Below are 22,351 nucleotides of genomic sequence, written 5' to 3'. Positions count from 1 at the left end.
TCAGTGGGCCGGTGACGCCGGACGGGCGGTCCGGCCCTCACTCCGGCGGCACCCTGCCCGCACCGGCATCCCAGCCCGTCCGGCGTGCGAGGACGGACCCCTCGCCGAGGAGAACCGCACGCCGGCGAGGGCGTCACACGCGAGCAGCGTCAGACCGCGGCCGAGTCGCACTCCTGCGCCCGCAGCCCCCGCGCGAGGTCGTCCCGCGCCTCCAGCACCAGCCGCCGCAGCGCCGGCGCCGCGTCCGCGTGCGCCTCCAGCCACGCGTCCGTCGCCGCCAGGGTCGCGGGATCGTCCTGAAGGGCGGGGAACAGGCCCTTCACCACGGCCATCCCGATCTGGATGGACCGCTCGGCCCACACCCGCTCGATCACCTCGAAGTACCGGGCCGCGTACGGCGCCAGCAACTCCCGCTGCGAGGGCTGCGAGAAGCCCAGGATCGTGGCCTCCACCAGCGCGTTGGACAGCGCGTCCGACTCCACGACACCCGCCCACGCCTGCGCCTTGACCGCTGCGGAGGGCCGCGAGGCCAGGCAGCGCACCTGGTGCCGCTTGCCGGACGCCGTGTCGTCCCGGGCCAGTTCGGCCGCGACGGCCGACTCGTCCGCCGCGCCGTGCGAGGCCAGCGGGGACAGGAACGCCCACCGGAGCTCCTGGTCGACGTCGAGCCCGTCGATCCGGGCGGTCCCGTCGAGCAGCCCCGACAGCAGCTGGAAGTCCGCCTCCGAGGCGGCGACCGCCGCGAAGAAGCGGGCCCACGCCAGCTGCGGCTCGCTGCCCGGCGCCGCGAGCCGCAGCTCGCGCAGGGCGCCCTCGGCCAGCGCCCGGCCGCCCTCCTCCCGCCACGACGGCGCCGCGTAGTGCGTCAGCGCCGTCCGCGTCCACGCGTGCAGCATCTGGAGCACGCCGATGTCCGTCTCCCGGCCGGAGAAGTCCAGGACCAGCGCGACGAAGTCGCGGGCGGGCATCAGCCCGTCCCGGGTGAGGCTCCACAGCGCGGACCAGCACAGCGCCCGCGCCAGCGGGTCCGTGATGTCGCCCAGGTGCGCCCGCAGCGTGGCCAGCGACACCTCGTCGAAGCGGACCTTGCAGTACGTCAGGTCGTCGTCGTTGACGAGGATCAGCTCGGGCCGCTCGGCCCCGGCCAGCTCCGTGATCACGGTACGCGGACCCGCCACGTCCGCCTCGGCCCGGGCGTAACGCACCAGGTCACCGGCGGGTGTGCGCCGGTACAGGCCGACCGCGACCCGGTGCGGCCGCAGGTCGGGGTGCGACTCGGCCGCCTCCTGGAGGACCGCCAGCTCGGTGATCCGGCCCGCGGCGTCGTACGTCGCCACCGGGGTCAGCGAGTTGACGCCCGCGGTCTGCAGCCACGAGCGCGACCATGAGGTCATGTCCCGCCCGGACGTCTCGCCCAGCACCGACAGCAGGTCACCCAGCCGGGTGTTGCCGTACGCGTGCTTCTTGAAGTAGCGCCGCGCGCCCTCCAGGAACGCGTCCCGCCCCACGTACGCCACCAGCTGCTTCAGGACCGACGCGCCCTTGGCGTACGTGATGCCGTCGAAGTTCAGCTTGGCGTCCTCCAGGTCACGGATGTCGGCCGTGATCGGGTGGGTGGACGGCAGCTGGTCGGCGCGGTAGGCCCAGGACTTGCGGTTGTTGGCGAAGGTGATCCAGCCGTCCTCGAAGCGGGTGGACTCCACCATGGCGAAGACGCCCATGAAGTCGGCGAACGACTCCTTGAGCCACAGGTCGTCCCACCACTGCATGGTGACGAGGTCGCCGAACCACATGTGCGCCATCTCGTGCAGGATGACGTTGGCCCGGCTCTCGTACGCCGCCCGCGTCACCTTCCCGCGGAAGATGTACTCCTCGCGGAACGTGACACAGCCCGGGTTCTCCATCGCGCCGAGGTTGTACTCGGGCACGAACGCCTGGTCGTACTTGCCGAACGGGTACGGGTAGTCGAAGTGGTCGTGGAAGAAGTCCAGGCCCTGCTTGGTGATCAGGAAGACGTCGTCGGCGTCGAAGTGCCGGGCGAGCCCCTTGCGGCAGAGCGCGCCGAGCGGGATCTCCAGCGTCGTGCCGTCGTCGAACGTACGGCTGTAGGAGTCCGTCACGTAGTGGTACGGACCGGCGACGACCGCCGTGATGTACGTCGAGATCGGCTTCGTCTCGGCGAACCGCCACACGCCGCCCTCGCGGGACTCCTCGGCCCCGTTGCTCCAGACCGTCCACTCCTCGGGGGCCGTCACCTGGAAGCGGAAGGGGGCCTTGAGGTCGGGCTGCTCGAAGTTGGCGAAGACGCGCCGCGCGTCGGCCGGCTCGTACTGCGTGTAGAGGTAGACCTCGCCGTCCTCCGGGTCGACGAAGCGGTGCATGCCCTCGCCGGTCCTGCTGTACGCGCACTGCGCGTCGACCACGAGGACGTGTTCGCCCTCCGTCAGGCCGGTCAGCGCCACCCGCGTCCCGTCGAAGACGGTGGCCGGGTCCAGCGTCGTGCCGTCCAGGGTCACCGCGTTCACGGACGGGGCGATCAGATCGGCGAAGGTCGTCGCACCGGCGCGCGCCGAGCGGAACCGGATCGTCGTCACCGAACGGAAGGTCCGCGGACCGGAGGTCTGCTCGCCCTCCCCGTCGGGCCCGCCGATCGCGGAACGGACGTCGAGCACGACGTCGTAACCGTCGACGCTCAGCAGCTCGGCCCGCTCATGGGCCTCGTCGCGGGACAGGTTCTCACCGGGCACGAGCACACTCCTTTGTGTCACGTTCGAATACTTTGATCCTCCCATGCCGACTTCCGGCCGGGCGCTCGGGAATGGCGGGAGCGCCCGCCGGTGTTCTGGGTCACGGCATGCGATCGGTCCCTATGAGGAGAGAGATGTCTGACAACAGCACGGTGACCGGCAAGACCCCCGCCGATTTCTGGTTCGACCCGCTCTGCCCCTGGGCCTGGATGACCTCCCGCTGGATGCTGGAAGTGGAGAAGGTCCGCGACGTCGAGGTCCGCTGGCACGTGATGAGCCTGGCCGTCCTCAACGAGAACCGGCTGGACGAGCTCCCCGACGAGTACCGCGACATGCTGGAGAACAAGGCATGGGGCCCGGTCCGCGTCGTGATCGCCGCCCAGCAGAAGCACGGCGACGACATCGTCGGCCCGCTGTACACCGCGCTCGGCACCCGCTTCCACAACCAGGGCGAGGGCCCCACCCGTGAGGCGATCGAGGGCGCGCTGAAGGACGTCGGCCTGCCGGCCGAACTCGCGGAGTACGCCGACTCCGACGCGTACGACACCGAGCTGCGCGCCTCCCACCAGGAGGGCATCGACAAGGTCGGCCAGGACGTCGGTACCCCGGTCATCGCGGTGCCCGGCGCGGACGGCGAGCAGATCGCCTTCTTCGGCCCGGTCGTCACCCCCGCCCCGAAGGGCGAGGACGCGGCGAAGCTCTGGGACGGCACCCTGCTGGTCGCGTCGATCCCGGGCTTCTACGAGATCAAGCGGACCCGTACGCAGGGCCCGGTCTTCGACTGATCCCGCGCGGCGGGGTGCGGGGCCGGCCGGCCCCGCACCCCACCGCCTCCCTCACCCGTACAGCGCGTCCAGCTCCGGCAGCCGCAGCGCCACCCGCTCCGCGTCGTCGAAGTCGAAGTCCCACTCCGGGTCGAGGCCGGGGTAGTCGATCGTGAACGAACCCGGCGGCAACGTCTCGCCCGTCGCCGTCCGGTACGCGTCCCACGCCACCCCGAGCACGCGCTCGCACTCCAGGTCCACGCCCTCGGCCGCCGCCGCCCTGACCACCGGCAGACCGGCCAGCGCGTCCGGGTCGGCCACCACCCGCTCGAACACCTCCCGGCCCTGCGCTATCAGCCAGCCCCGGAAGTAGTCGAAACCGTCGTCCGAGCAGCCGCCGTTGATCGTGTACGCCGCGGCCCAGAGCGGGGCCCGGTAGGAAGCCGCCATCAGGTCCCACAGCAGCTGCTGCGCGGCGAGGATGTCGTCGGCGGGCCGCTCGGCGAGCAGGGCCGCCACCCGCCCGGCCACGTCTTCCGCGTCGGAGGGGTCGACGACCAGGGTGCGCGCGTCGTCGATCAGCTTCCAGAAGTCCTTGGTGTCCATGGGCTGAGCATGAGGCAGGGGTCTGACATCGACGTGCGGACGTGGGGGGCGTCGGTACGCCGGACGCCGCGGTCGTCGTCCCCGCGCCGTCCCTCGACGGCCCGCTTACGGGCCGGTCCCGGCCCCCGCGCGCAGAAGGCCCCCCGCGAGTCACGTCCTCGCGGGGGGCCTTCCTTCATTCCGCCTGCCCGGTGAAGGCTGAGAAGACGATCACGAGGCAGGACGTTCTCCGCGCGCCGGCGTCAGGGCGCGAGCAGCAGCACGTCCGCGCGCTCCTTGGCGGCCGCGTACCGCTTCGCCACGTCCTGCCAGTTGACGACGCGCCACATCGCCTCGATGAAGTCGACCTTCTGGTTCTTGTACTGGAGGTAGAAGGCGTGCTCCCAGGCGTCGAAGACCAGCACCGGGACCGAGCCCTGGCCCACGTTGCCCTGGTGGTCGTAGACCTGCTCGACGATCAGCTTGCCGCTGACGGGCTCGTACGCGAGGACGCCCCAGCCGGAGCCCTGCGTGGTGGCGGCGGCCTTCGTCAGCTGGGACTTGAAGCCCGCGAAGGAGCCGAACGAGTCGGTGATCGCGTCCGCGAGGTCGCCGACGCCGTCCGCGGCGAGAGGCTCGCCACCGCCGTCACCCGTCATGTTGTGCCAGTAGATCGAGTGCAGGATGTGCCCGGAGAGGTGGAACGCGAGGTTCTTCTGGAGCCCGTTGATCGCCCCCCAGGCCTCCTTGTCCCGCGCCTCCTCCAGCTGCTCCAGGGTGTCGTTCGCGCCCTTCACGTACGCGGCGTGGTGCTTGTCGTGGTGGAGCTCGATGATCTGCGGATTGATGACCGGTTCGAGCGCCGCGTAGTCGTACGGGAGTTCCGGGAGCGTGTACGTGGCCATGATCGAACCCTCCAGCTGCTGAACAGTTGTTATTGCAACCTATATGCAAGAGCAGGCTAACAGCAGGAGGGGAGGGAAAGGATCAGTCCTTCGGCGGAGGACCCATGGCCCCGCGCGCTCGGGGCGCACTCCGGGCGCACGAAAACGCCGGGCGGGCCGGAGTGATCCGTCCCGCCCGGCGTCCCGCCCGGCGTCCCGCGCGGCGGGGTTACGCGTTCGTCGTGGTCGCGGCGCGCCGCTGCCGTACGGCGCCGACCACGATCAGGACCGCCGTCAGCGCGCCCGTGGCCAGCAGCTGGTCGCGGGTGCCGGGCTGGCGGAGCATCAGGAAGAAGATGCCGGCCATGGCGAGGAGCGCCAGCACCGTCAGCCCCGGGAAGAGCCACATCCGGACCACCAGCTTCTCGGGCGCCTCGCGCTCCAGCCGGGCGCGCAGGATCAGCTGGGAGACCGCGATGAAGATCCAGACGACCAGGATCACCGCGCCGATCATGTTGAGCAGCCACGGGAACACGTCGTCGGGCCGCCAGTAGCTCAGCAGTACGCACAGGAAGCCGAACGCGGACGAGACCAGGACCGCCGTGCGCGGCACGCCGGAGGTGACCCGGCCCAGGCGCTTCGGGCCCTGGCCGCGGGCCACCAGCGAGCAGGCCATGCGCGAGGCGCCGTAGATGTTGGCGTTCATCGCCGAGAGCAGCGCCACCAGGATGACCACGTTCATGATCTCCGCCGCGCCGCTGATGCCGAGGTGGTCCAGGGCCGCGTAGAACGGGCCCACCTCCACCACCTTCGGGTCGTCCCACGGGACCAGCGTGACGATGACGGCCATCGAGCCGACGTAGAACAGCGCGATCCGCCACATCGCCGTGCGCACGGCCTTCGCGACACCCCGCACCGGGTTCTCGGACTCCGCCGCGGCGATGGTGACCGTCTCCAGGCCGCCGTACGCGAAGACGGAGGCGAGGAGTCCGATGACCAGGCCGTCGGAGCCGTTCGGCAGGAAGCCGCCCTCACCGCTGAGGTGGGCGGTGCCCGGGGCGTCCGTGCCCGGGAGCACGCCGAGGATCGCCAGCACTCCCAGCACCAGGAACAGCGTGATCGCGGCGACCTTGAGCGCCGCGAACCAGAACTCGAACTCCCCGAACTTCGTCACCGAGGCCAGGTTCGTCCCCAGGAACACCACCATGAACAGCGCCACCCAGGCCCACTCCGGCGTGCCGGGGAGCCAGCCCCCGACGATCTGCGCGGCGCCGATGCCCTCCAGCCCGACGGCGACACAGAGCAGCACCCAGAACGCCCAGCCCGCCGTGAATCCCGCCCACGGTCCGATGGCCCGCTCGGCGTGCACGGAGAACGAACCGGAGGCAGGGTTGGCCGCAGACATCTCGCCGAGCATGCGCATCACGAGCATGACCAGGAGCCCGGAGACCGCGTACGCGATGACGATGGAGGGCCCGGCGGCGGCGATGCCCGCGCCGGAGCCGACGAACAGCCCGGCGCCGATGACCCCGCCGAGGGCGATCATCGACAGGTGGCGCTGCTTGAGACCGCGGGTGAGGGCCGAGTCGCTTCCGGTGCCGGAGGCGGCGGCCGGGGAGCCTGTGGGGGGAGGCGCGGAGGTCCGAGGCATGACGAGCTCTGTTCGGTCGGTGAGACGGGGGAGGTGTGCCCGGTGAGACGGGAACGTGTACCCAGTCTGAACACGCGCGCCGGTCACCGGGAACGACTGTCCGCTATACGGTCACCAGGCTCACACGCCGCGCACACCCGGCCGCGCGGGGCCGGGTACGGCCACGCGCCCTCGTTTTAGAGGGAATTCACAGTCCGGACACGCAGCGCCTTCCCGGTCGACGGCTGCGGTATCCGCTCCCACCTCAGTGACGAGCATCACGCCCCGGCGTGATTGCATGCCGACAGTTGTGCGAACCCCACCAATCCCTCAACCGCCCCTTTGTGGACCGCTGATGGTGATCCAGCCACACTCCGTCGGCTAACGTCAGCCTCAGTCTGTCCCCACCTGCCCTCACCCCGCGGAGTCCTGATGAGCACTGCTGCCGCCCCCGTCCGTACCGGAGCGGTCCTCGCCGACCTGCTGCCCGCCGTCCGGCACCGCTACGCCGTGGACACCGCCCTGGTGCTCGGCGGGGCGGCGCTGACCGGCATAGCGGCCCAGATCGCCGTCCCGGTCCCCGGTTCCCCGGTCCCCGTCACCGGCCAGACCTTCGCCGCGCTCCTCGTCGGCACCGCGCTCGGCGCGCGCCGCGGCTTCCTCTCGCTCGCCGTGTACGCGCTCGTCGGCATGGCCGGCATGCCGTGGTTCTCGGCCGGCAGCTCCGGCGCGGGCGGCGCGTCCTTCGGCTATGTGCTCGGCATGCTGCTCGCGGCCACGGTCGTGGGCGGTCTGGCCCGCCGGGGCGGCGACCGCTCCGTGCTGCGCACCGCGGGCACGATGGTGCTCGGCTCGGCGATCATCTACGCGGTCGGCGTGCCCTACCTGGCGCTGTCCACCGGCATGTCGGCGAGCGCCGCGATCGCGGCCGGCCTGACGCCGTTCCTGCTCGGCGACGCGCTGAAGGCGGCGCTCGCCATGGGCGCGCTGCCGGCGTCCTGGAAGCTCATCGGACGTCGCGGCTGACGCCACCGCTTCCGTAAGCACCTCCGAAGAGGCTCGCCGGGTCGTAGCGCGACACCAGACCGGCGAGCCTCTTCCGCGTCCCGGGGCCGTGGAAGCCCTCGGTGCGGTCCCCGCCGCCGAAGGAGAAGTTCAGCGACCGGCCGGCGACCAGCGGCCCCAGGACCGCGGCCACCTCCTCGTACAGCGCCCGGACCGACGCCACGTCCGTACCGTTGAGCGGCGACAGCAGACGCAGCAGGAAACCGGCGTCCCGGTACGGCACCGCGCTGCCGGGGTCCGGTGCCTGGGCCAGGGCGCCGCCCAGGTGGTTGAGCTGCACCACGGTCATCATCGGCGCCTTACGCCCGGTCAGTTCCAGCACCCGCGCCGCCCGGTCCGCGTCGATCCCGTTCAGCACCAGCCCGTCCCCGTAGTAGGCGTGCGGGAAGGGGGGATCGCTGTGGATGGTGTGGCTGTCGGTGTACGGCATCTCCCGCAGCGAGTCCGCCAGTGCGGGGCCGATCGCCCGCAGTGGTGCGACCAGGCGTTCGCCCTCGGCCGTCGAGCCGGTGTACGCGACCCGCACCGAGATCGCGTACCGGCCGCGCAGCTCCGGCGGCAGCTGGGGGAGGTCCGGGTACACCAGCGCGGCGACCGAGGAGGTCAGTGAAGCGGGCAGGGTCCGGGTCCATTCCAGGTAGCGCCGGATCACCTGCGCACCGGCCTCCCCGTCCCCGTCGAAGGCGATCGAGCCGCCGTACAGCCGGGCCACCGGCACCAGCGCGGTCTCCAGCCCGGTCACCACGCCCAGGCGGTGTCCGCCGCCGCGCAGCCCCCAGAACAGCTCCGGCTCGTCCTCGGCGGTGACATGGCGCAGGACCCCGTCCCCCGTCACCACGTCGAGGGAGCGGACCAGGTCGGCGGCGTAGCCGAACTCCCGGGCCAGCACGCCGAGACCGCCGCCGAGCGTGTACGAGACGGCGCCGACGCCGGGGGAGGAGCCGTTCAGCGGCGCGAGCCCGTGCGGGGCCGCGGCCTCGATCACCCGGCCCCAGGTGACGCCCGCACCGATCCGGGCGGTGCGGCGCGCCGGGTCGACCAGGACCGAGTCCATCGCCCGGGTGCTGATCAGGACTCCGCCCTCGACGGGCCCGGCCAGGCCGTGACCGGTGGCGTGGACGCCCACCCGGAGCCCGTCCCCGGCCGCCCGGGCGACGGCGGTGCGTACGTCCTCGGGCCCGGTGGCCTCGACCACGAGGTCCGGGCGGATCGCGAAGCCGGTCTGGAAACCGGTGGGGGCGGCAGTCATGGCGGAGGCTCTCCAGTCGTTCGCTCGATGCGCTGACGACGGAGAGCCTCCCCGGTATACCTGACAAGGAGCGTCAGGTATGGGTGATCACTTCACGTTCTCCCGGCAGGGGGCGGTCACTTCTCCCCGCGCACGGCCGCCGGCTCACCGCTCCGGCGCCTGCGCGCCTCGCGGACCAGCGACACGGCCACCACCAGCACCGCGACCAGCAGCGAGAGCAGCACCTGCTCGCGCCCGGCGTCGTCGGTGAGCATGTAGACGAGCACGAACGAGATCATCGCGATGGTCGCCCAGGTCAGGTACGGGAAGAGCCACATCCGTACGACCAGCTTCTCGGGCGACTCGCGCAGGATGATGCCGCGCATCCGCAGCTGGGTGAAGCAGATGACCAGCCAGACGAAGAGTGCGACCGCGCCGGAGGAGTTCAGCAGGAACGCGAAGACGGTGTCGGGCCACTGGTAGTTGAAGAAGACGGCGACGAAGCCGAAGACGACGGAGGAGAGGATCGCCGCCTGCGGCACGCCCCGCTTGTTGGTCCGGGCGAACGCCTTGGGGGCGTCACCGCGGCCGCCGAGCGAGAACGCCATGCGGGAGGCCGTGTACAGGCCGGAGTTCAGGCAGGACAGCACGGCCGTCAGCACGATGACGTCCATCACCTGGCCGGCGTGCGGGATGCCGATGACGTCGAGCGCCGCGACGTAGCTGCCCTTTTCGAGGATCGACGGGTCGTTCCACGGCAGCAGGGTCAGGACGACGAAGATCGAGCCCAGGTAGAAGACGGCGATCCGCCAGATGACGCTGTTGGTGGCCTTCTGGACCGCCCGCTGCGGGTTCTCGGACTCGCCGGCCGCCAGGGTCACGATCTCGCTGCCCATGAAGGAGAACACGACCATCAGCACGCCGGTGAGGATGGCGCCGGGGCCCTCCGGGAAGAAGCCGCCGGTGTCGGTGAGGTGGGCCAGGCCGGATCCCTCGTGGTCCGTTCCCGGCAGCACCCCGAAGACGGCGAGCAGGCCGACGACGACGAACGCGCCGATCGCCACCACCTTGATCCCGGCGAACCAGAACTCGAACTCGCCGTACGAACCGACGGACACCAGGTTCGTCGCGGTCAGCACCAGCATCACGATCAGGGCCCAGCCCCACTGCGGCACGCCCGGCACCCAGCTCTCCAGGATCTTGGCACCCGCCGTGGCCTCGACGGCGAGCACCACGACCCAGAAGAACCAGTACAGCCAGCCGATCGAGAAACCGGCCCAGCGGCCCAGGGCCTGGTCGGCGTAGGCGGAGAAGGAGCCCGAGGCGGGGCGGGCGGCCGCCATCTCGCCGAGCATCCGCATCACGAAGACGACCATCAGGCCGACCAGTGCGTACGACAGCAGGATGGCCGGTCCGGCGGCGGCGATGCCGGCGCCCGAACCCACGAACAGGCCCGCGCCGATGACACCGCCGATCGCGATCATGGAGAGGTGACGGTTCTTGAGACCGGCCTGGAGCCCGTCCTGGGTCTCCGTCCGGCCCGAACGGTCCGGCCCGTCGGGCTGGTGGCCCGGCCCTGCCAGAGTCGTCTGCGACGTCATGGATCGAATCCTTACGTTTCGGATCACTCGGTTGCGTGCCCGGCCGCCCCACGGTGGTGGAGCGGCAAGCGATGCATTGAAGCCCGGCGAACCCCGAAAGCGGAACCCTTTACTCCGATTAGTTGACCGGATCGTTGCCTCAGTGGCGTTGCCCACACAAGGCCCGCACATCAGGGGCACGCCGCACCCCGTCGTCGGCTACCCCGGGCCGCACGTGCCACACTCCTCCCATGCGCGTGTACCTCGGATCCGACCATGCCGGTTACGAACTCAAGAACCACCTCGTCGAGTGGCTCAAGGCACAGGGCCACGAAGTCGTCGACTGCGGTCCTCACCTCTACGACGCCCAGGACGACTACCCGCCGTTCTGCCTCCGCGCCGCTGAGAAGACGGCCGCGGACCCGGACAGCCTGGGCATCGTGATCGGTGGCTCCGGCAACGGCGAGCAGATGGCCGCCAACAAGGTCAAGGGCGTCCGCGCCGCACTCGCCTGGAGCGAGCAGACCGCCGCCCTGGGCCGCGAGCACAACGACGCCAACGTGATCGCCATCGGCGGCCGGATGCACACGGCCGAGGAGTCCACCAAGTTCGTCGAGATCTTCCTGACGACCCCGTACTCGGGCGAGGAGCGGCACACCCGCCGCATCGAAATGCTCACCGCGTACGAGAACACCGGCGAGCTCCCCCCGATCCCGGCCCACCACCCGCAGCAGGGCTGACCAGCCCCCACCGTCACCGTGCCGCCGGTACCCCCGGCGGCACAGCCATGTCCGCACCGCCTCACCGAGGAGAACCCCAGCCGTGCCCGAGGGACACACCATCCACCGCCTCGCGGACGACCACCGGGACCGGTTCGCCGGGCGGCCGGTGCGGGTGAGCAGCCCGCAGGGGAAGTTCTCCGACAGCGCCGCCCTGCTCGACGGCCGCGTGCTGGACGGGGCCGACGCCCACGGCAAACACCTCTTCCTCGGCTTCGAGGACACCGGCTGGGTCCACATCCACCTCGGCCTGTTCGGCAAGCTCGGATTCGGTACGGTCCCGGCGCCGCCGCCCACCGACACCGTCCGGCTGCGCCTCGTGAGCGACGCGCACCACGCGGATCTGCGCGGCCCCACCACCTGCGCCCTGATCACCGACGCCGAGAAGCGCGCGATACACGACCGCCTCGGCCCCGACCCGCTGCGCCCCGGCGACGACGGCGAACGGGCCTGGCAGCGGATCTCCCGCAGCCGGATCACCGTGGCCGCCCTCCTCATGGACCAGAAGGTCGTCGCGGGCGTCGGCAACGTGTACCGCGCCGAGGTGCTGTTCCGGCACGGCATCGACCCGTACCGGGCCGGCAAGGACCTCACCCGCCGCGAGTGGGACGCGATCTGGACGGACCTGGGCGCGCTGATGCGTGAGGGCGTACGGAACAACCGCATCGACACCGTGCGCCCCGAGCACCTGCCCGAGGCGATGGGCCGCCCGCCGCGCGTGGACGACCACGGCGGAGAGGTCTACGTCTACCGGCGCGCACGCCAGTCCTGCCACATCTGCGGCACGGAGATCCGCACGGCGGACCTGGCCGCCCGCAACCTGTTCTGGTGCCCGGACTGCCAGTCCGCGTAGCGGCTGCGGCTTCCGGCGGCGCCGGCCTCCCTCGCCGGACGGGCCCGCACGCGTGTCCCAGGCGTCCGCTTCGAGGCCGCGAGCAGCCGTTCCGGGCCCGCCCGGCGAGGGAGGAGCGGACTCCGCCGCCGGACGAAACACGCCCTAGAACCCCCGCGGCAACCACGGCGCCACGTCGGAGAGGAACGCCGACGACACCTCCGCCACCGCCCCCGGCCGCAGCTCCCTCACCCGCCCGGCCAGGGCCAGCGCGCCCAGCGCCTCCCCGCCCAGGTACGCCGACCCCAACTCCCGTACCGACAAAGCCAGGTCGGCCGCGTCCCCGGTGCGCTTGCACGACGCGCCACCCTTCGCGTCCGCGGTCAGCCGCCAACGCCCGGCGTTCCAGGGGCAGAAGGCGTCCTCGACCTCGAACACCACGTCCAGCGGCCCCCGGTAGGTCCGCGCCTCCAGCGCGGCGCCCACGTCCACCAGCCGCACGTACAGCGAGTCCCGCAGCCGGATGTCGCAGCGCCGCGGGTCCGACACCAGGTGCAGCACCGCGTCGTCCGCCGGCCGGTTCCGGGCCTCGACCGTCGACGTCAGGTCGATCCCGAACAGGAACCGCCAGAGCGCCGCGTACGCCGCGGGGTCCAGAGCCGCCAGATCGCTCACCACCACGCGGCCCTTGGGGCCCGCCTTGTCCCATTCCGGCTTGATGTGGTAATTCGTGTAACCGACCAGCTCGCCGTCCCGCTCCGCCAGCAGGCACTGCAGCGCCGAACCGCCCTGGCGGGAACTCGCCGGATCGACCAGCGGCTTGCGCTCCCAGCCCGGGCCGTGCGCCGGCGTGCCGGGCCGGCCCGCCACCAGCCGCGCGTACACGCTCTCGCACGCGGCGACCGCCTCGTCCTGCTTCGCGTACCGCAGTCGGACCTCGTCCGTGCCCTCCGGCACGCTCAGCCGTACCCGGTCCGTGTCGATCGCCAGCGACATCTGGCGGCTCGCCGCCCCGTACCCGAACCGGCCGTAGATCGCGGGTTCCGACGCCGTCAGCACGGCGATCGGCTCACCCAGGGCCCGTACGTCGTCGAGCTGGCGGCGCATCATCGCGGTCAGCAGACCGCGCCTTCGGTGCGTGGCCGCGACGCTGACCATCGTGACCCCGGCCGCCGGCACCAGCGCCCCGCCGGGCACGGCCACCCGGAAGCTGAACGCCCCCGCCGTCGCGACCACGTCGTCGCCGTCCCAGAAGCCGATCGACCGCTCGCACTCGGTGAGCTCCTGGTCCAGTTCCCGCTGTTCGGGAGCCTCCGGGTCGCCTCCGAACGCGAGTTCCAGGGACGAGAACCACTTCTCCCACTCGGACGGTTGCAGTACACGGAGCTCTGTAGTCATGGGCCATCCCTACCAGGGCTTCGACGGCCGGGCGAGCCGTTTTCGCACGCACGGTGACAGGGGTCCCCCTGCACCGGAGCCCGCCGGGTGGATAAGGTCCCCGCAATGGCCCGACGCGCAGGAGCAGAGACGTACCCGGCCCGATGGCGGAAATCGGCGCACCGGGTGCGCACCACGCTGCGCAGGTCCGGGGTCGACTACTTCCGCGGCGACGGCTCGGACTGGATCGCCCTGGCCGGTCTGCTGCTGACCATCCCGGCGATCACCTGCGGCACCCTGCTGAACCCGCTGTGGTGCTCGCCGACCGTGCTCGTCCTGCCGATCGTCGCCGGCGGCCTGCTGCTGCGGCCCGCCAGCCTGCTCGGTCTGTACGCGACCGCCGCCGCCGCCCTGATCGTGGAAGCCCTCTGGCTCGGTCCGTACGAGGAAGGCCCGGGCCGGGTGACCCCCGGCACCGTGCTCACCGTCGCCGCGTGCGGCTTCCTGGGGCTGATCCTCGCCCAGTTCCGCGCCAGGGTCGGCGTGCCGTGGCGGCGCGGCGGCACCATGCTCTTCGACCTGCGCGAACGCATCCGGGTCCAGAGCGCGCTGCCCCGCCTCCCGCAGGGCTGGCACCGCGAGATGTCGCTGCGCCCGGCCGGCGGGCAGTCCTTCTCCGGGGACTTCGTCGTCGCGGCCCGCACCAACGGCGGCCGCACCCTGGAGGCCGTGCTCACCGACGTCTCGGGCAAGGGCATGGACGCGGGCTCCCGGGCGCTGCTGCTGTCCGGCGCCTTCGGCGGCCTCCTCGGTTCGCTGCCGCCGCACGGCTTCCTGCCCGCGGCCAACGGCTATCTGCTCCGCCAGGACTGGGACGAGGGCTTCGCCACCTCGATCCATCTGGTGCTGGACCTGGAGTCCGGCGACTACGAGATCCTCTCGGCGGGCCATCCGCCGGCGCTCCAGCTCCACGCGGGCAGCGGCCAGTGGGAGGAGAAGGCGGCGGAGGGCCCGCTGCTCGGGGTGTACGACGGGGCGGAGTTCGACGCGGTCAAGGGCCATCTGGCCCCCGGGGACGTCCTGATGCTCTTCACCGACGGACTGGTGGAGGCCTCGGACCGTGACATCGCGGAGGGCATCGACCGGCTCACGGGCGCCGCCGACCGCTATGTCACCACGGGCTTCGAGGGCGCGGCCTGGCACCTCATCGAGGCCTGCGCCAAGGACGTCAACGACGACCGGGCGCTGCTGCTGCTGTCCCGCAAGTCCTGAACCCCGAACCGTCCGCAACCGGGTGGAACCGGACGCACGTCAACGCAGGCCGCGCCGTCACCGGATCGGGAACGCCACCGGTCGGGAACGGCAGTGGATCGGGAGCGCCCGCGAACACGTCCGTCTGCCGCAGGCCGGCCACGACCGGCCTAGGGTCGGGTCATGACCCCATCACGAGCACAGCTGACCCTGCCCGAGGTCGAGGCCCTCGCCCGCGAGGCCCATGCCGCGCAGCGGGACAAGGCGGGCAGGCCGTACAGCGAGCACCTCGCCGCCGTCGCGGACGGGGTGCGGGCCCGGGGCGGCAGTGACGAACAGGTCGCCGCGGCCTGGCTGCACGACGCGGTCGAGGACGACGCGCTGTCGGAGCGGTGGCTGGCCGGGGCCGCGCTGCCGCAGCAGGTCAAGGACATGGTCCTCGCCCTCACCAAGCGGGACGGCGAGGACCTGGCGGCGTACTCCCGGCGCATCCTGGCCACGCCCGGCGCCCTGCTGGTCAAGGAGGCCGACCTCGCGCACAACGCCGACCCGGCCCGCCTCGCGGCCCTGGATCCGGCCACCCGTACCCGGCTGGCCGAGAAGTATGCGCTGGTACGGGCACTGCTCGGCCTCGCCGCCCCGCAGCCGCACGCCGGACGACGGGATTGAGCCAACACGGGGGAGCCCGGCCCGCGACGGGCCGGGCTCCCCCGTGGCTCCCGCCCTCAGAGCCTGGCGGCGTCCCGCCGGAAGGCCCAGTTCATGTCCGGTTCGGTCACGCAGCGCAGGACGCGTCGTACCGGCGGCGTGCACATCAGCGTCACCCCGGCCGCGGCGACTACGCTGACCAGTACCAGGCCGATCGGCGAGATCATCCACTCGTTCCGGTCGAACACACCGGCGTAGCCGGCGCCCTTCACCAGGAATCCGTGCAGCAGGTAGCCGCAGATCGTGCCGGCCCCGAGCACCGTGAACCACATGGGGCGCCGGGGGACCAGGGACAGGAACGCGGCGGTGAGGAGCGTCGCGCAGCCGAACAGCGCGAGCGTCATCACCACGCCGGACCACCAGGGGTTCCCCATGTCCTGGGCGGCCGAATCACGCAGGAACCAGCCCAGTTCCATCCGGGGCGCCGCCCAGTAGGCGAAGACCACCGCGACCGCGAACAGCGGCAGGGCGAGCATCCGCACCTCGCGGCGACGGACCAACTGGAAGTGCTCGGGCGTGAGTTGGAGCCCCAGAACGAAGAACGGCAGGAACTGCAGGACGCGCGGCAGATCGAGATCGTCGCCGATGCCGGGTGCGAGCGAGGCGAGGCAGGCGATGACGAGCGAGACCGCCAGAGGGTGGCGCAGGGTGCGCCACAGCGGTGTGGTGAGCCGCCAGACGAACAGGGCGGCCAGGAACCAGGTGAGGTACCAGGGGTCGGTGAGACTGATCGCGGCGGTGGGGTCGTCCGCGTACCGCCGGAACAGCGAGTAGGCCGTCTCGAACACCACGTACGGCACGGCGACGCCCGTGATCAGGCGCTTCACCTTGGCCGGGCTCATGTCGAACGAGCGTGAGAAATAGCCGGAGATGAGGATGAAGGCCGGCATGTGGAAGGTGTACGTCACCATGTACAGCGCCCGTGCGGCCCTGCTCCCGTCCATGACCGGCACCCACGAGTGAGCCACCGCGACCAGCACGATGGCCAGGAACTTGGCATTGTCGAAATAGGCGTCGCGCCTCTTCGCCGCGGGCGCCTGGGCGGACCGCCCCGAGGCCGGTGCGGGTCCGCCGTCCGTCGCCGCCGGTGCGTGGTGTCTGGGCTCCGACTCCCGGCTCGCCGGTGGGAGGGTGGGCCTCTGGAATGCGTTCGGAGCGTGGAACATTTCAAGCACCCTAGACGCCTCGATTGCCATTCGTAAAACTGCTGACAGATTTCGCGCGTGCCCGTCCGAGTGAATGCCAAACCCGCAAATTCTGTCCGGTATGACCGTGTTAATCCTCCTTAAATGGTGCATATCCGCAGGTAGTTGAGGGGGGTGAATTACTCTTCGGCGATTCGTCGGCAATGGCTGTGAATGAACTGTGTGGATACAGAAACGATCACCGTTGCAATTCCTTTTCCGTCGGAAGTGCCCGCCGGTGCGAGGGGCGGCCCTCGGCCCCGCGATCACGCGGCCGGAGCGGGGTGCGGCACCGCCGAGTGCCGGGCGCACAGGGGGCGCAGGGGGCGCAAGTTGGCGCGATATCGCCAGATCGATTCGTCACCTGGCAGCGACCAGGGGGGAGTTGATGGCACGATGGACGGAACGGAGGAGTGCGCGGCCGCACGCCTCCGGGCCGGCAAGGCGGACCGACCGAGGGTGTGAGCAGTCGTGGCCATTTCACTGTCCGTGGTGCTTCTTTTGGCGATCATCCTGGTGGTCCTGATCCGAGGTGGCTCCATCAAGGCCGGACCCGCGATCGTCGCGGTGCTCTTCGGCTTCTTCCTGGCATCGACCGGCATGGCGCCGTCGATCAACAGGTTCATGAACTCGATAGCGGAGACCATCAACCAGATCAGCTTCTGAGGCCACCGGCCCCGGTGCGGCGCGCCGCACCGGGGGACGCACTCCGGACAACCTGCCCCGGGAACGCGAAGGGCCCGGTCCGGCGGACATCCCCGAGGGGATCCGCCGGGCCGGGCCCGAAGCATGGAGCGGGCGACGGGAATCGAACCCGCGTAGCTAGTTTGGAAGACTAGGGCTCTACCATTGAGCTACGCCCGCATGCAGCGCACGCAGGTCACCGGGACCGCGGCACGAGAAGCATCGTAGCGGGTCGCGGGGGCTGCCCGCACACCTGATGGCGGAGCGCGCCGCCGAGTCCGGCGAGGGCCCGCGTAAAGCGCCCACCTCACCGCCTGCCGGCATGTACCCTACGTGTCGCACCGACGGGGTGTGGCGCAGCTTGGTAGCGCGTCCGCTTTGGGAGCGGAAGGTCGTCGGTTCGAATCCGGCCACCCCGACCACCGGCAAGATCGCATTGTGGGAGTTCTCCCCCTTGCCGTTACTATGCAAAATGCGTGCCCGTGTGTCTGATGTACCGGGCTCGGTCCGCGAAGCCGCCTCCTGTGCGGTGGAGCAGAACCCCAAGAAGTCAGCCACCAAGGAGACCGAACCGTGAAGAGCGCCGTGGAGACCCTGAACCCGACCCGGGTTCGGCTCAGCATTGAGGTGCCCTTCGAGGAGCTCAAGGACAGCCTCGACGCGGCGTACAAGAAGATCAACCAGCAGGTCACGGTGAAGGGGTTCCGCAAGGGCAAGATCCCCAACCGGGTCATCGACCAGCGGTTCGGCCGTGGCGCAGTGCTGGAGGAGGCCGTCAACGACGCCCTCCCGAAGTTCTACACCGAGGCCGTCAACGAGGGAGAGCTCAACGTCCTCGGCCAGCCGGAGGTCGACATCAAGGAGCTGAAGGACGGCGAGCTGCTGTCCTTCACCGCCGAGGTTGACGTACGCCCCGAGATCGAGATCCCGGACTACTCCGGCATCGAGGTCACCGTCGACGCGATCGAGGTCAGCGACGAGGACGTCGAGAAGGCCGTGGAGCAGCTGCGCGAGCGCTTCGCCTCGACCAACCCGGTCGAGCGCGCCGCCGCCGAGGGCGACGTCGTGACGATCGACCTGCAGGCCAAGGTCGAGGGCGAGGTCCTCGAGGACGGCGTGGCCGAGGGTGTCTCGTACACCATCGGTTCCGGCGAGCTCCTCGAAGGCATCGACGACGCCGTCACCGGCCTGGAGGCGGGTGGCGAGGCCACCTTCACCTCCCAGCTGAAGGGCGGCTCCGCCGAGGGCAAGGACGCCGAGGTCACCGTCAAGGTCACCGCCGTCGCCGCCCGTGAGCTCCCCGAGCTGGACGACGAGTTCGCCCAGATGGCCAGCGAGTTCGACACGCTGGACGAGCTGAAGGCGGACAGCCGCAAGCGCCTGGAGGACACCAAGCAGTACGAGCAGGCCACCCAGGCCCAGGAGCGCGTCCTCGAGGAGCTGCTGAAGCTCGCCGAGGTCCCGATCCCGGAAAAGCTGCTCGCGGACGAGGTCCAGACCCGCAAGCACAACCTGGAGCACCACCAGCTCGGCCAGATGGGTCTCGACCTCGAGAAGTACCTGGAGATCCAGGGCAAGACCCTCGAGGAGTTCGAGGCGGAGACGTCCGAGCAGGCCGTCAAGGGCATCAAGACCCAGTTCATCCTTGACGAGCTCGTCAACAAGGAGAAGCTGAACGTCAACCAGGAGGAGCTCACCGAGCACCTCATGCGGCGTGCCGCTTCCTCCGGCATGAGCCCGGACCAGTTCGCCCAGGCCGTCGTCGAGGGCGGCCAGGTCCCGATGCTCGTCGGCGAGGTCGCCCGCGGCAAGGCGCTGGCCGTGGTCGTCGAGGCCGCCAAGGTCGTCGACACCAAGGGTGAGGTCGTCGAGCTGGAGGACGACGAGGAGGCGGACGAGGCCACCGAGACGGCCGAGGCCGCCGAGGGCACCGACGCCGCCGAGGAGAAGACCGAGGCCTGAGCCTCGCGCTGAACCCGCACGACGGGCTCCGGACGCCACGCGCGTCCGGAGCCCGTCGTCGTATCGGCGGACGCCCCCACAACCCTTGTGCGGACTGCGGACCTTGCGCTCCCAGCGAACAGTTGCGGAAGCGGGATGGCGTTGTCCCACCTGCGCGTTAGGGTCCATGAAGAGGAAGGGTCGGGGAGTCCCGGCCCACCCGGTACGAAGACGCTGAGACGGCCGGAGCCGTCAGAGACGAGCAGGTGGATACGTGACGAATCTGATGCCCTACGCCGCCGGAGAGCCGTCCCTCGGTGGAGGCCTCGGTGACCAGGTCTACAGCCGACTGCTCGGCGAACGCATCATCTTCCTCGGTCAGCAGGTCGACGATGACATCGCCAACAAGATCACCGCACAGCTGCTTCTCCTTGCCGCCGAGCCGGACAAGGACATCTACCTCTACATCAACAGCCCCGGTGGCTCGGTGACGGCCGGCATGGCGGTCTACGACACCATGCAGTACATCCCGAACGACGTCGTCACCATCGGTATGGGCATGGCGGCCTCGATGGGTCAGTTCCTGCTCACCGGCGGTGCTGCCGGCAAGCGCTTCGCGCTCCCGAACACCGACATCCTCATGCACCAGGGTTCGGCCGGTATCGGCGGTACGGCCTCGGACATCAAGATCCAGGCCCAGTACCTGCTGCGCACCAAGCAGCGGATGGCGGAGATCACCGCCCGCCACTCCGGCCAGACCGTCGAGACGATCATCCGCGACGGCGACCGCGACCGCTGGTACACCGCGGAGGAGGCCAAGGAGTACGGCCTCATCGACGAGATCATCACGGTCGCATCGGGCGTTCCGGGCGGCGGCGGCACCGGCGCCTGACCCGGTCAGCACCGGATCGCGCCGCACCGCACCGCTTTCTCTCGTACGCCGAGACACCCAGCCACAGAACGCCACCAGGATGGTGAACACCCACATGAACAACTTCCCCGGCGCCTCCGCGAGCGGCCTCTACACCGGCCCGCAGGTGGACAACCGCTACATCGTCCCGCGCTTCGTGGAGCGCACCTCGCAGGGCGTGCGCGAGTACGACCCGTACGCGAAGCTCTTCGAGGAGCGCGTGATCTTCCTCGGCGTGCAGATCGACGACGCGTCCGCCAACGACGTCATGGCGCAGCTGCTGTGCCTGGAGTCGATGGACCCGGACCGGGACATCTCGATCTACATCAACAGCCCCGGCGGCTCGTTCACCGCGCTCACCGCGATCTACGACACGATGCAGTTCGTGAAGCCGGACATCCAGACGGTCTGCATGGGCCAGGCGGCCTCCGCCGCCGCGGTGCTGCTCGCCGCGGGAACGCCGGGCAAGCGCCTGGCACTGCCGAACGCGCGCGTCCTGATCCACCAGCCGTCCTCGCAGACCGGCCGGGAGCAGCTCTCCGACCTGGAGATCGCGGCCAACGAGATCCTGCGCATGCGGGCCCAGCTGGAGGAGCTGCTCGCCAAGCACTCCACCACGCCGATCGAGAAGATCCGCGACGACATCGAGCGCGACAAGATCCTGACGGCCGAGGACGCCCTGGCCTACGGCCTGGTCGACCAGATCGTTGCGACCCGTAAGAGCGCGGCCGGAGCGGCCGCCTGACGTCGGTCTTTACCCCTTGGTACGGCAGGGTCACCCGGCCCCGGCCGTGTGAACCGTGCCAAGGGGGGCCCGAACGGGGGGCCAGGCAAGGTACCGTCGGATAGAGGCACCAGGAGCCGCTGAACCAGGCGTCTCCCAGGCGAAGGGGAAGCACCTCGTGGCACGCATCGGTGATGGCGGCGACCTGCTCAAGTGCTCGTTCTGCGGAAAGAGCCAGAAGCAGGTGAAGAAGCTCATCGCAGGACCCGGTGTGTACATCTGCGACGAGTGCATCGATCTCTGCAACGAGATCATCGAGGAGGAGCTCGCGGAGACGAGCGAGGTCCGCTGGGAAGAACTTCCCAAGCCCCGCGAGATCTACGAGTTCCTCGAGGGGTACGTCGTCGGACAGGAGCCCGCCAAGAAGGCGCTCTCCGTCGCGGTGTACAACCACTACAAGCGGGTCCAGGCCGGGGAGAACGGCGGGGGGAACCGCGACGACGCGATCGAACTCGCGAAGTCCAACATCCTGCTGCTCGGCCCCACGGGCTCGGGCAAGACGCTCCTCGCGCAGACGCTGGCCCGCATGCTCAACGTCCCGTTCGCCATCGCGGACGCGACGGCGCTGACGGAGGCCGGCTATGTCGGCGAGGACGTCGAGAACATCCTGCTCAAGCTGATCCAGGCCGCGGACTACGACGTCAAGAAGGCCGAGACCGGGATCATCTACATCGACGAGATCGACAAGGTCGCCCGCAAGAGCGAGAACCCGTCGATCACCCGTGACGTCTCCGGCGAGGGCGTCCAGCAGGCCCTGCTGAAGATCCTGGAGGGCACCACCGCCTCCGTGCCGCCGCAGGGCGGACGGAAGCACCCGCACCAGGAGTTCATCCAGATCGACACGACGAACGTGCTGTTCATCGTGGGCGGCGCGTTCTCCGGCCTGGAGAAGATCATCGAGTCCCGGGCCGGCGCCAAGGGCATCGGCTTCGGCGCCACGATCCGCTCCAAGCGGGAGATCCAGGCGAGCGACCAGTTCCAGGAGGTCATGCCGGAGGACCTGGTGAAGTTCGGGATGATCCCCGAGTTCATCGGCCGTCTGCCCGTCCTGACCTCGGTCCACAACCTGGACCGCGAGGCGCTGCTCCAGATCCTCATCGAGCCGCGCAACGCACTGGTGAAGCAGTACCAGCGGCTGTTCGAACTCGACGGCGTGGAGCTGGACTTCGAGCGCGAGGCGCTGGAGGCCATCGCCGACCAGGCGATCCTGCGCCAGACCGGCGCGCGCGGCCTGCGCGCGATCATGGAGGAGGTCCTCCAGTCGGTGATGTACGAAGTGCCGTCCCGCAAGGACGTCGCCCGCGTCGTCATCACCGCGGACGTGGTCCGCAACAACGTCAACCCGACCCTGGTCCCGCGCGAGCCGCGGACGATCGGCAAGGGCGACGACGGGCGGCACGAGAAGTCCGCGTAGCGGT

At 70.4% G+C, this 22,351-nt stretch carries 19 protein-coding genes and 2 tRNA genes; 12 read left to right on the top strand and 9 right to left on the bottom strand.

The window, feature by feature from the left end; all coding sequences use genetic code 11:
• Positions 1–149: 149 nt before the first annotated feature.
• Entirely contained in the window at positions 150–2,747 is a 2,598-nt protein-coding gene (gene pepN / locus E6R60_RS05470) for an aminopeptidase N (protein WP_136325253.1), read from the bottom strand.
• A 134-nt stretch (positions 2,748–2,881) separates the two neighbouring features.
• Here pepN and E6R60_RS05465 point away from each other — a divergent pair, with 134 nt between their 5' ends.
• Positions 2,882–3,532: a DsbA family protein gene (locus E6R60_RS05465; RefSeq protein ID WP_136325252.1), complete on the top strand. Its 651-nt coding sequence runs from the start codon at positions 2,882–2,884 to the stop codon at positions 3,530–3,532.
• Positions 3,533–3,583: 51 nt separating this feature from the next.
• On the opposite strand, the gene E6R60_RS05460 is transcribed toward E6R60_RS05465, so the two are convergent.
• The 3 genes from E6R60_RS05460 to E6R60_RS05450 form a co-directional block, all read right to left on the bottom strand.
• A complete protein-coding gene (locus tag E6R60_RS05460) occupies positions 3,584–4,117 on the bottom strand; it encodes a DUF4240 domain-containing protein (protein WP_136325251.1) in 534 nt (177 codons plus the stop codon).
• Between the two features lie 242 nt (positions 4,118–4,359).
• The gene (locus E6R60_RS05455; RefSeq protein ID WP_136325250.1) at positions 4,360–5,001 is read right to left on the bottom strand and encodes a superoxide dismutase; all 642 of its coding nucleotides are present in this window, start codon (positions 4,999–5,001) and stop codon (positions 4,360–4,362) included.
• Positions 5,002–5,209: 208 nt separating this feature from the next.
• The gene (locus E6R60_RS05450) at positions 5,210–6,631 is read right to left on the bottom strand and encodes an amino acid permease (protein ID WP_136325249.1); all 1,422 of its coding nucleotides are present in this window, start codon (positions 6,629–6,631) and stop codon (positions 5,210–5,212) included.
• 411 nt (positions 6,632–7,042) lie between these two features.
• Between E6R60_RS05450 and E6R60_RS05445 the strand changes: the two genes are divergently transcribed.
• A complete protein-coding gene (locus E6R60_RS05445) occupies positions 7,043–7,636 on the top strand; it encodes a biotin transporter BioY (protein WP_136319841.1) in 594 nt (197 codons plus the stop codon).
• Here E6R60_RS05445 and E6R60_RS05440 read toward each other — a convergent pair.
• Together E6R60_RS05440 and E6R60_RS05435 are read right to left on the bottom strand one after the other, a co-directional pair.
• Positions 7,617–8,924, bottom strand: coding sequence for an FAD-binding oxidoreductase (locus E6R60_RS05440; protein WP_136325248.1), 1,308 nt, complete (start codon positions 8,922–8,924; stop codon positions 7,617–7,619). The two genes, E6R60_RS05445 and E6R60_RS05440, sit on opposite strands and share 20 nt — an antisense overlap.
• Before the next feature lie 116 nt (positions 8,925–9,040).
• Positions 9,041–10,504, bottom strand: a complete 1,464-nt coding sequence (locus tag E6R60_RS05435) for an amino acid permease (protein WP_136325247.1) — start codon at positions 10,502–10,504, stop codon at positions 9,041–9,043.
• 230 nt (positions 10,505–10,734) lie between these two features.
• On the opposite strand from E6R60_RS05435, the gene E6R60_RS05430 reads away from it, so the two are divergent.
• Positions 10,735–11,223, top strand: a complete 489-nt coding sequence (locus tag E6R60_RS05430) for a ribose-5-phosphate isomerase (protein WP_136325246.1) — start codon at positions 10,735–10,737, stop codon at positions 11,221–11,223.
• 82 nt (positions 11,224–11,305) lie between these two features.
• Positions 11,306–12,115, top strand: coding sequence for a DNA-formamidopyrimidine glycosylase family protein (locus tag E6R60_RS05425; RefSeq protein WP_136325245.1), 810 nt, complete (start codon positions 11,306–11,308; stop codon positions 12,113–12,115).
• Between the two features lie 144 nt (positions 12,116–12,259).
• Here the strand turns inward: E6R60_RS05425 and E6R60_RS05420 are convergent, their stop codons facing one another.
• Positions 12,260–13,492: a GNAT family N-acetyltransferase gene (locus E6R60_RS05420; protein ID WP_136325244.1), complete on the bottom strand. Its 1,233-nt coding sequence runs from the start codon at positions 13,490–13,492 to the stop codon at positions 12,260–12,262.
• 105 nt (positions 13,493–13,597) lie between these two features.
• On the opposite strand from E6R60_RS05420, the gene E6R60_RS05415 reads away from it, so the two are divergent.
• Together E6R60_RS05415 and E6R60_RS05410 are read left to right on the top strand one after the other, a co-directional pair.
• On the top strand, positions 13,598–14,743 hold the full coding sequence (locus E6R60_RS05415; RefSeq protein WP_136325243.1) for a PP2C family protein-serine/threonine phosphatase: 1,146 nt from the start codon (positions 13,598–13,600) through the stop codon (positions 14,741–14,743).
• Between the two features lie 162 nt (positions 14,744–14,905).
• Positions 14,906–15,391, top strand: a complete 486-nt coding sequence (locus E6R60_RS05410; protein WP_136325242.1) for an HD domain-containing protein — start codon at positions 14,906–14,908, stop codon at positions 15,389–15,391.
• A 56-nt stretch (positions 15,392–15,447) separates the two neighbouring features.
• On the opposite strand, the gene E6R60_RS05405 is transcribed toward E6R60_RS05410, so the two are convergent.
• Positions 15,448–16,596, bottom strand: a complete 1,149-nt coding sequence (locus E6R60_RS05405) for an acyltransferase family protein (protein WP_206309318.1) — start codon at positions 16,594–16,596, stop codon at positions 15,448–15,450.
• 489 nt (positions 16,597–17,085) lie between these two features.
• On the opposite strand from E6R60_RS05405, the gene E6R60_RS05400 reads away from it, so the two are divergent.
• Entirely contained in the window at positions 17,086–17,280 is a 195-nt protein-coding gene (locus E6R60_RS05400) for a hypothetical protein (protein ID WP_136325240.1), read from the top strand.
• Between the two features lie 124 nt (positions 17,281–17,404).
• Here the strand turns inward: E6R60_RS05400 and E6R60_RS05395 are convergent.
• Positions 17,405–17,478 (bottom strand) — tRNA-Gly (locus E6R60_RS05395).
• 165 nt (positions 17,479–17,643) lie between these two features.
• On the opposite strand from E6R60_RS05395, the gene E6R60_RS05390 reads away from it, so the two are divergent.
• The 5 genes from E6R60_RS05390 (at position 17,644) to clpX (ending at position 22,347) form a co-directional block, all read left to right on the top strand.
• Positions 17,644–17,720 (top strand) — tRNA-Pro (locus E6R60_RS05390).
• Positions 17,721–17,871: 151 nt separating this feature from the next.
• Positions 17,872–19,260, top strand: coding sequence for a trigger factor (gene tig, locus E6R60_RS05385; protein ID WP_136325239.1), 1,389 nt, complete (start codon positions 17,872–17,874; stop codon positions 19,258–19,260).
• A 265-nt stretch (positions 19,261–19,525) separates the two neighbouring features.
• The gene (locus E6R60_RS05380) at positions 19,526–20,131 is read left to right on the top strand and encodes an ATP-dependent Clp protease proteolytic subunit (RefSeq protein WP_168713553.1); all 606 of its coding nucleotides are present in this window, start codon (positions 19,526–19,528) and stop codon (positions 20,129–20,131) included.
• A gap of 79 nt (positions 20,132–20,210) precedes the next feature.
• Entirely contained in the window at positions 20,211–20,894 is a 684-nt protein-coding gene (locus tag E6R60_RS05375; protein ID WP_136325237.1) for an ATP-dependent Clp protease proteolytic subunit, read from the top strand.
• Positions 20,895–21,051: 157 nt separating this feature from the next.
• On the top strand, positions 21,052–22,347 hold the full coding sequence (clpX, locus tag E6R60_RS05370; RefSeq protein ID WP_136325236.1) for an ATP-dependent Clp protease ATP-binding subunit ClpX: 1,296 nt from the start codon (positions 21,052–21,054) through the stop codon (positions 22,345–22,347).
• The last annotated feature ends 4 nt before the right edge of the window (positions 22,348–22,351 follow it).

This window comes from Streptomyces sp. A0642 (genome assembly GCF_004795105.1).
Taxonomy (GTDB): domain Bacteria; phylum Actinomycetota; class Actinomycetes; order Streptomycetales; family Streptomycetaceae; genus Streptomyces.
Note: the sequence above shows the minus strand (reverse complement) of the source record. Positions and strands in the feature narration are given on the sequence as shown.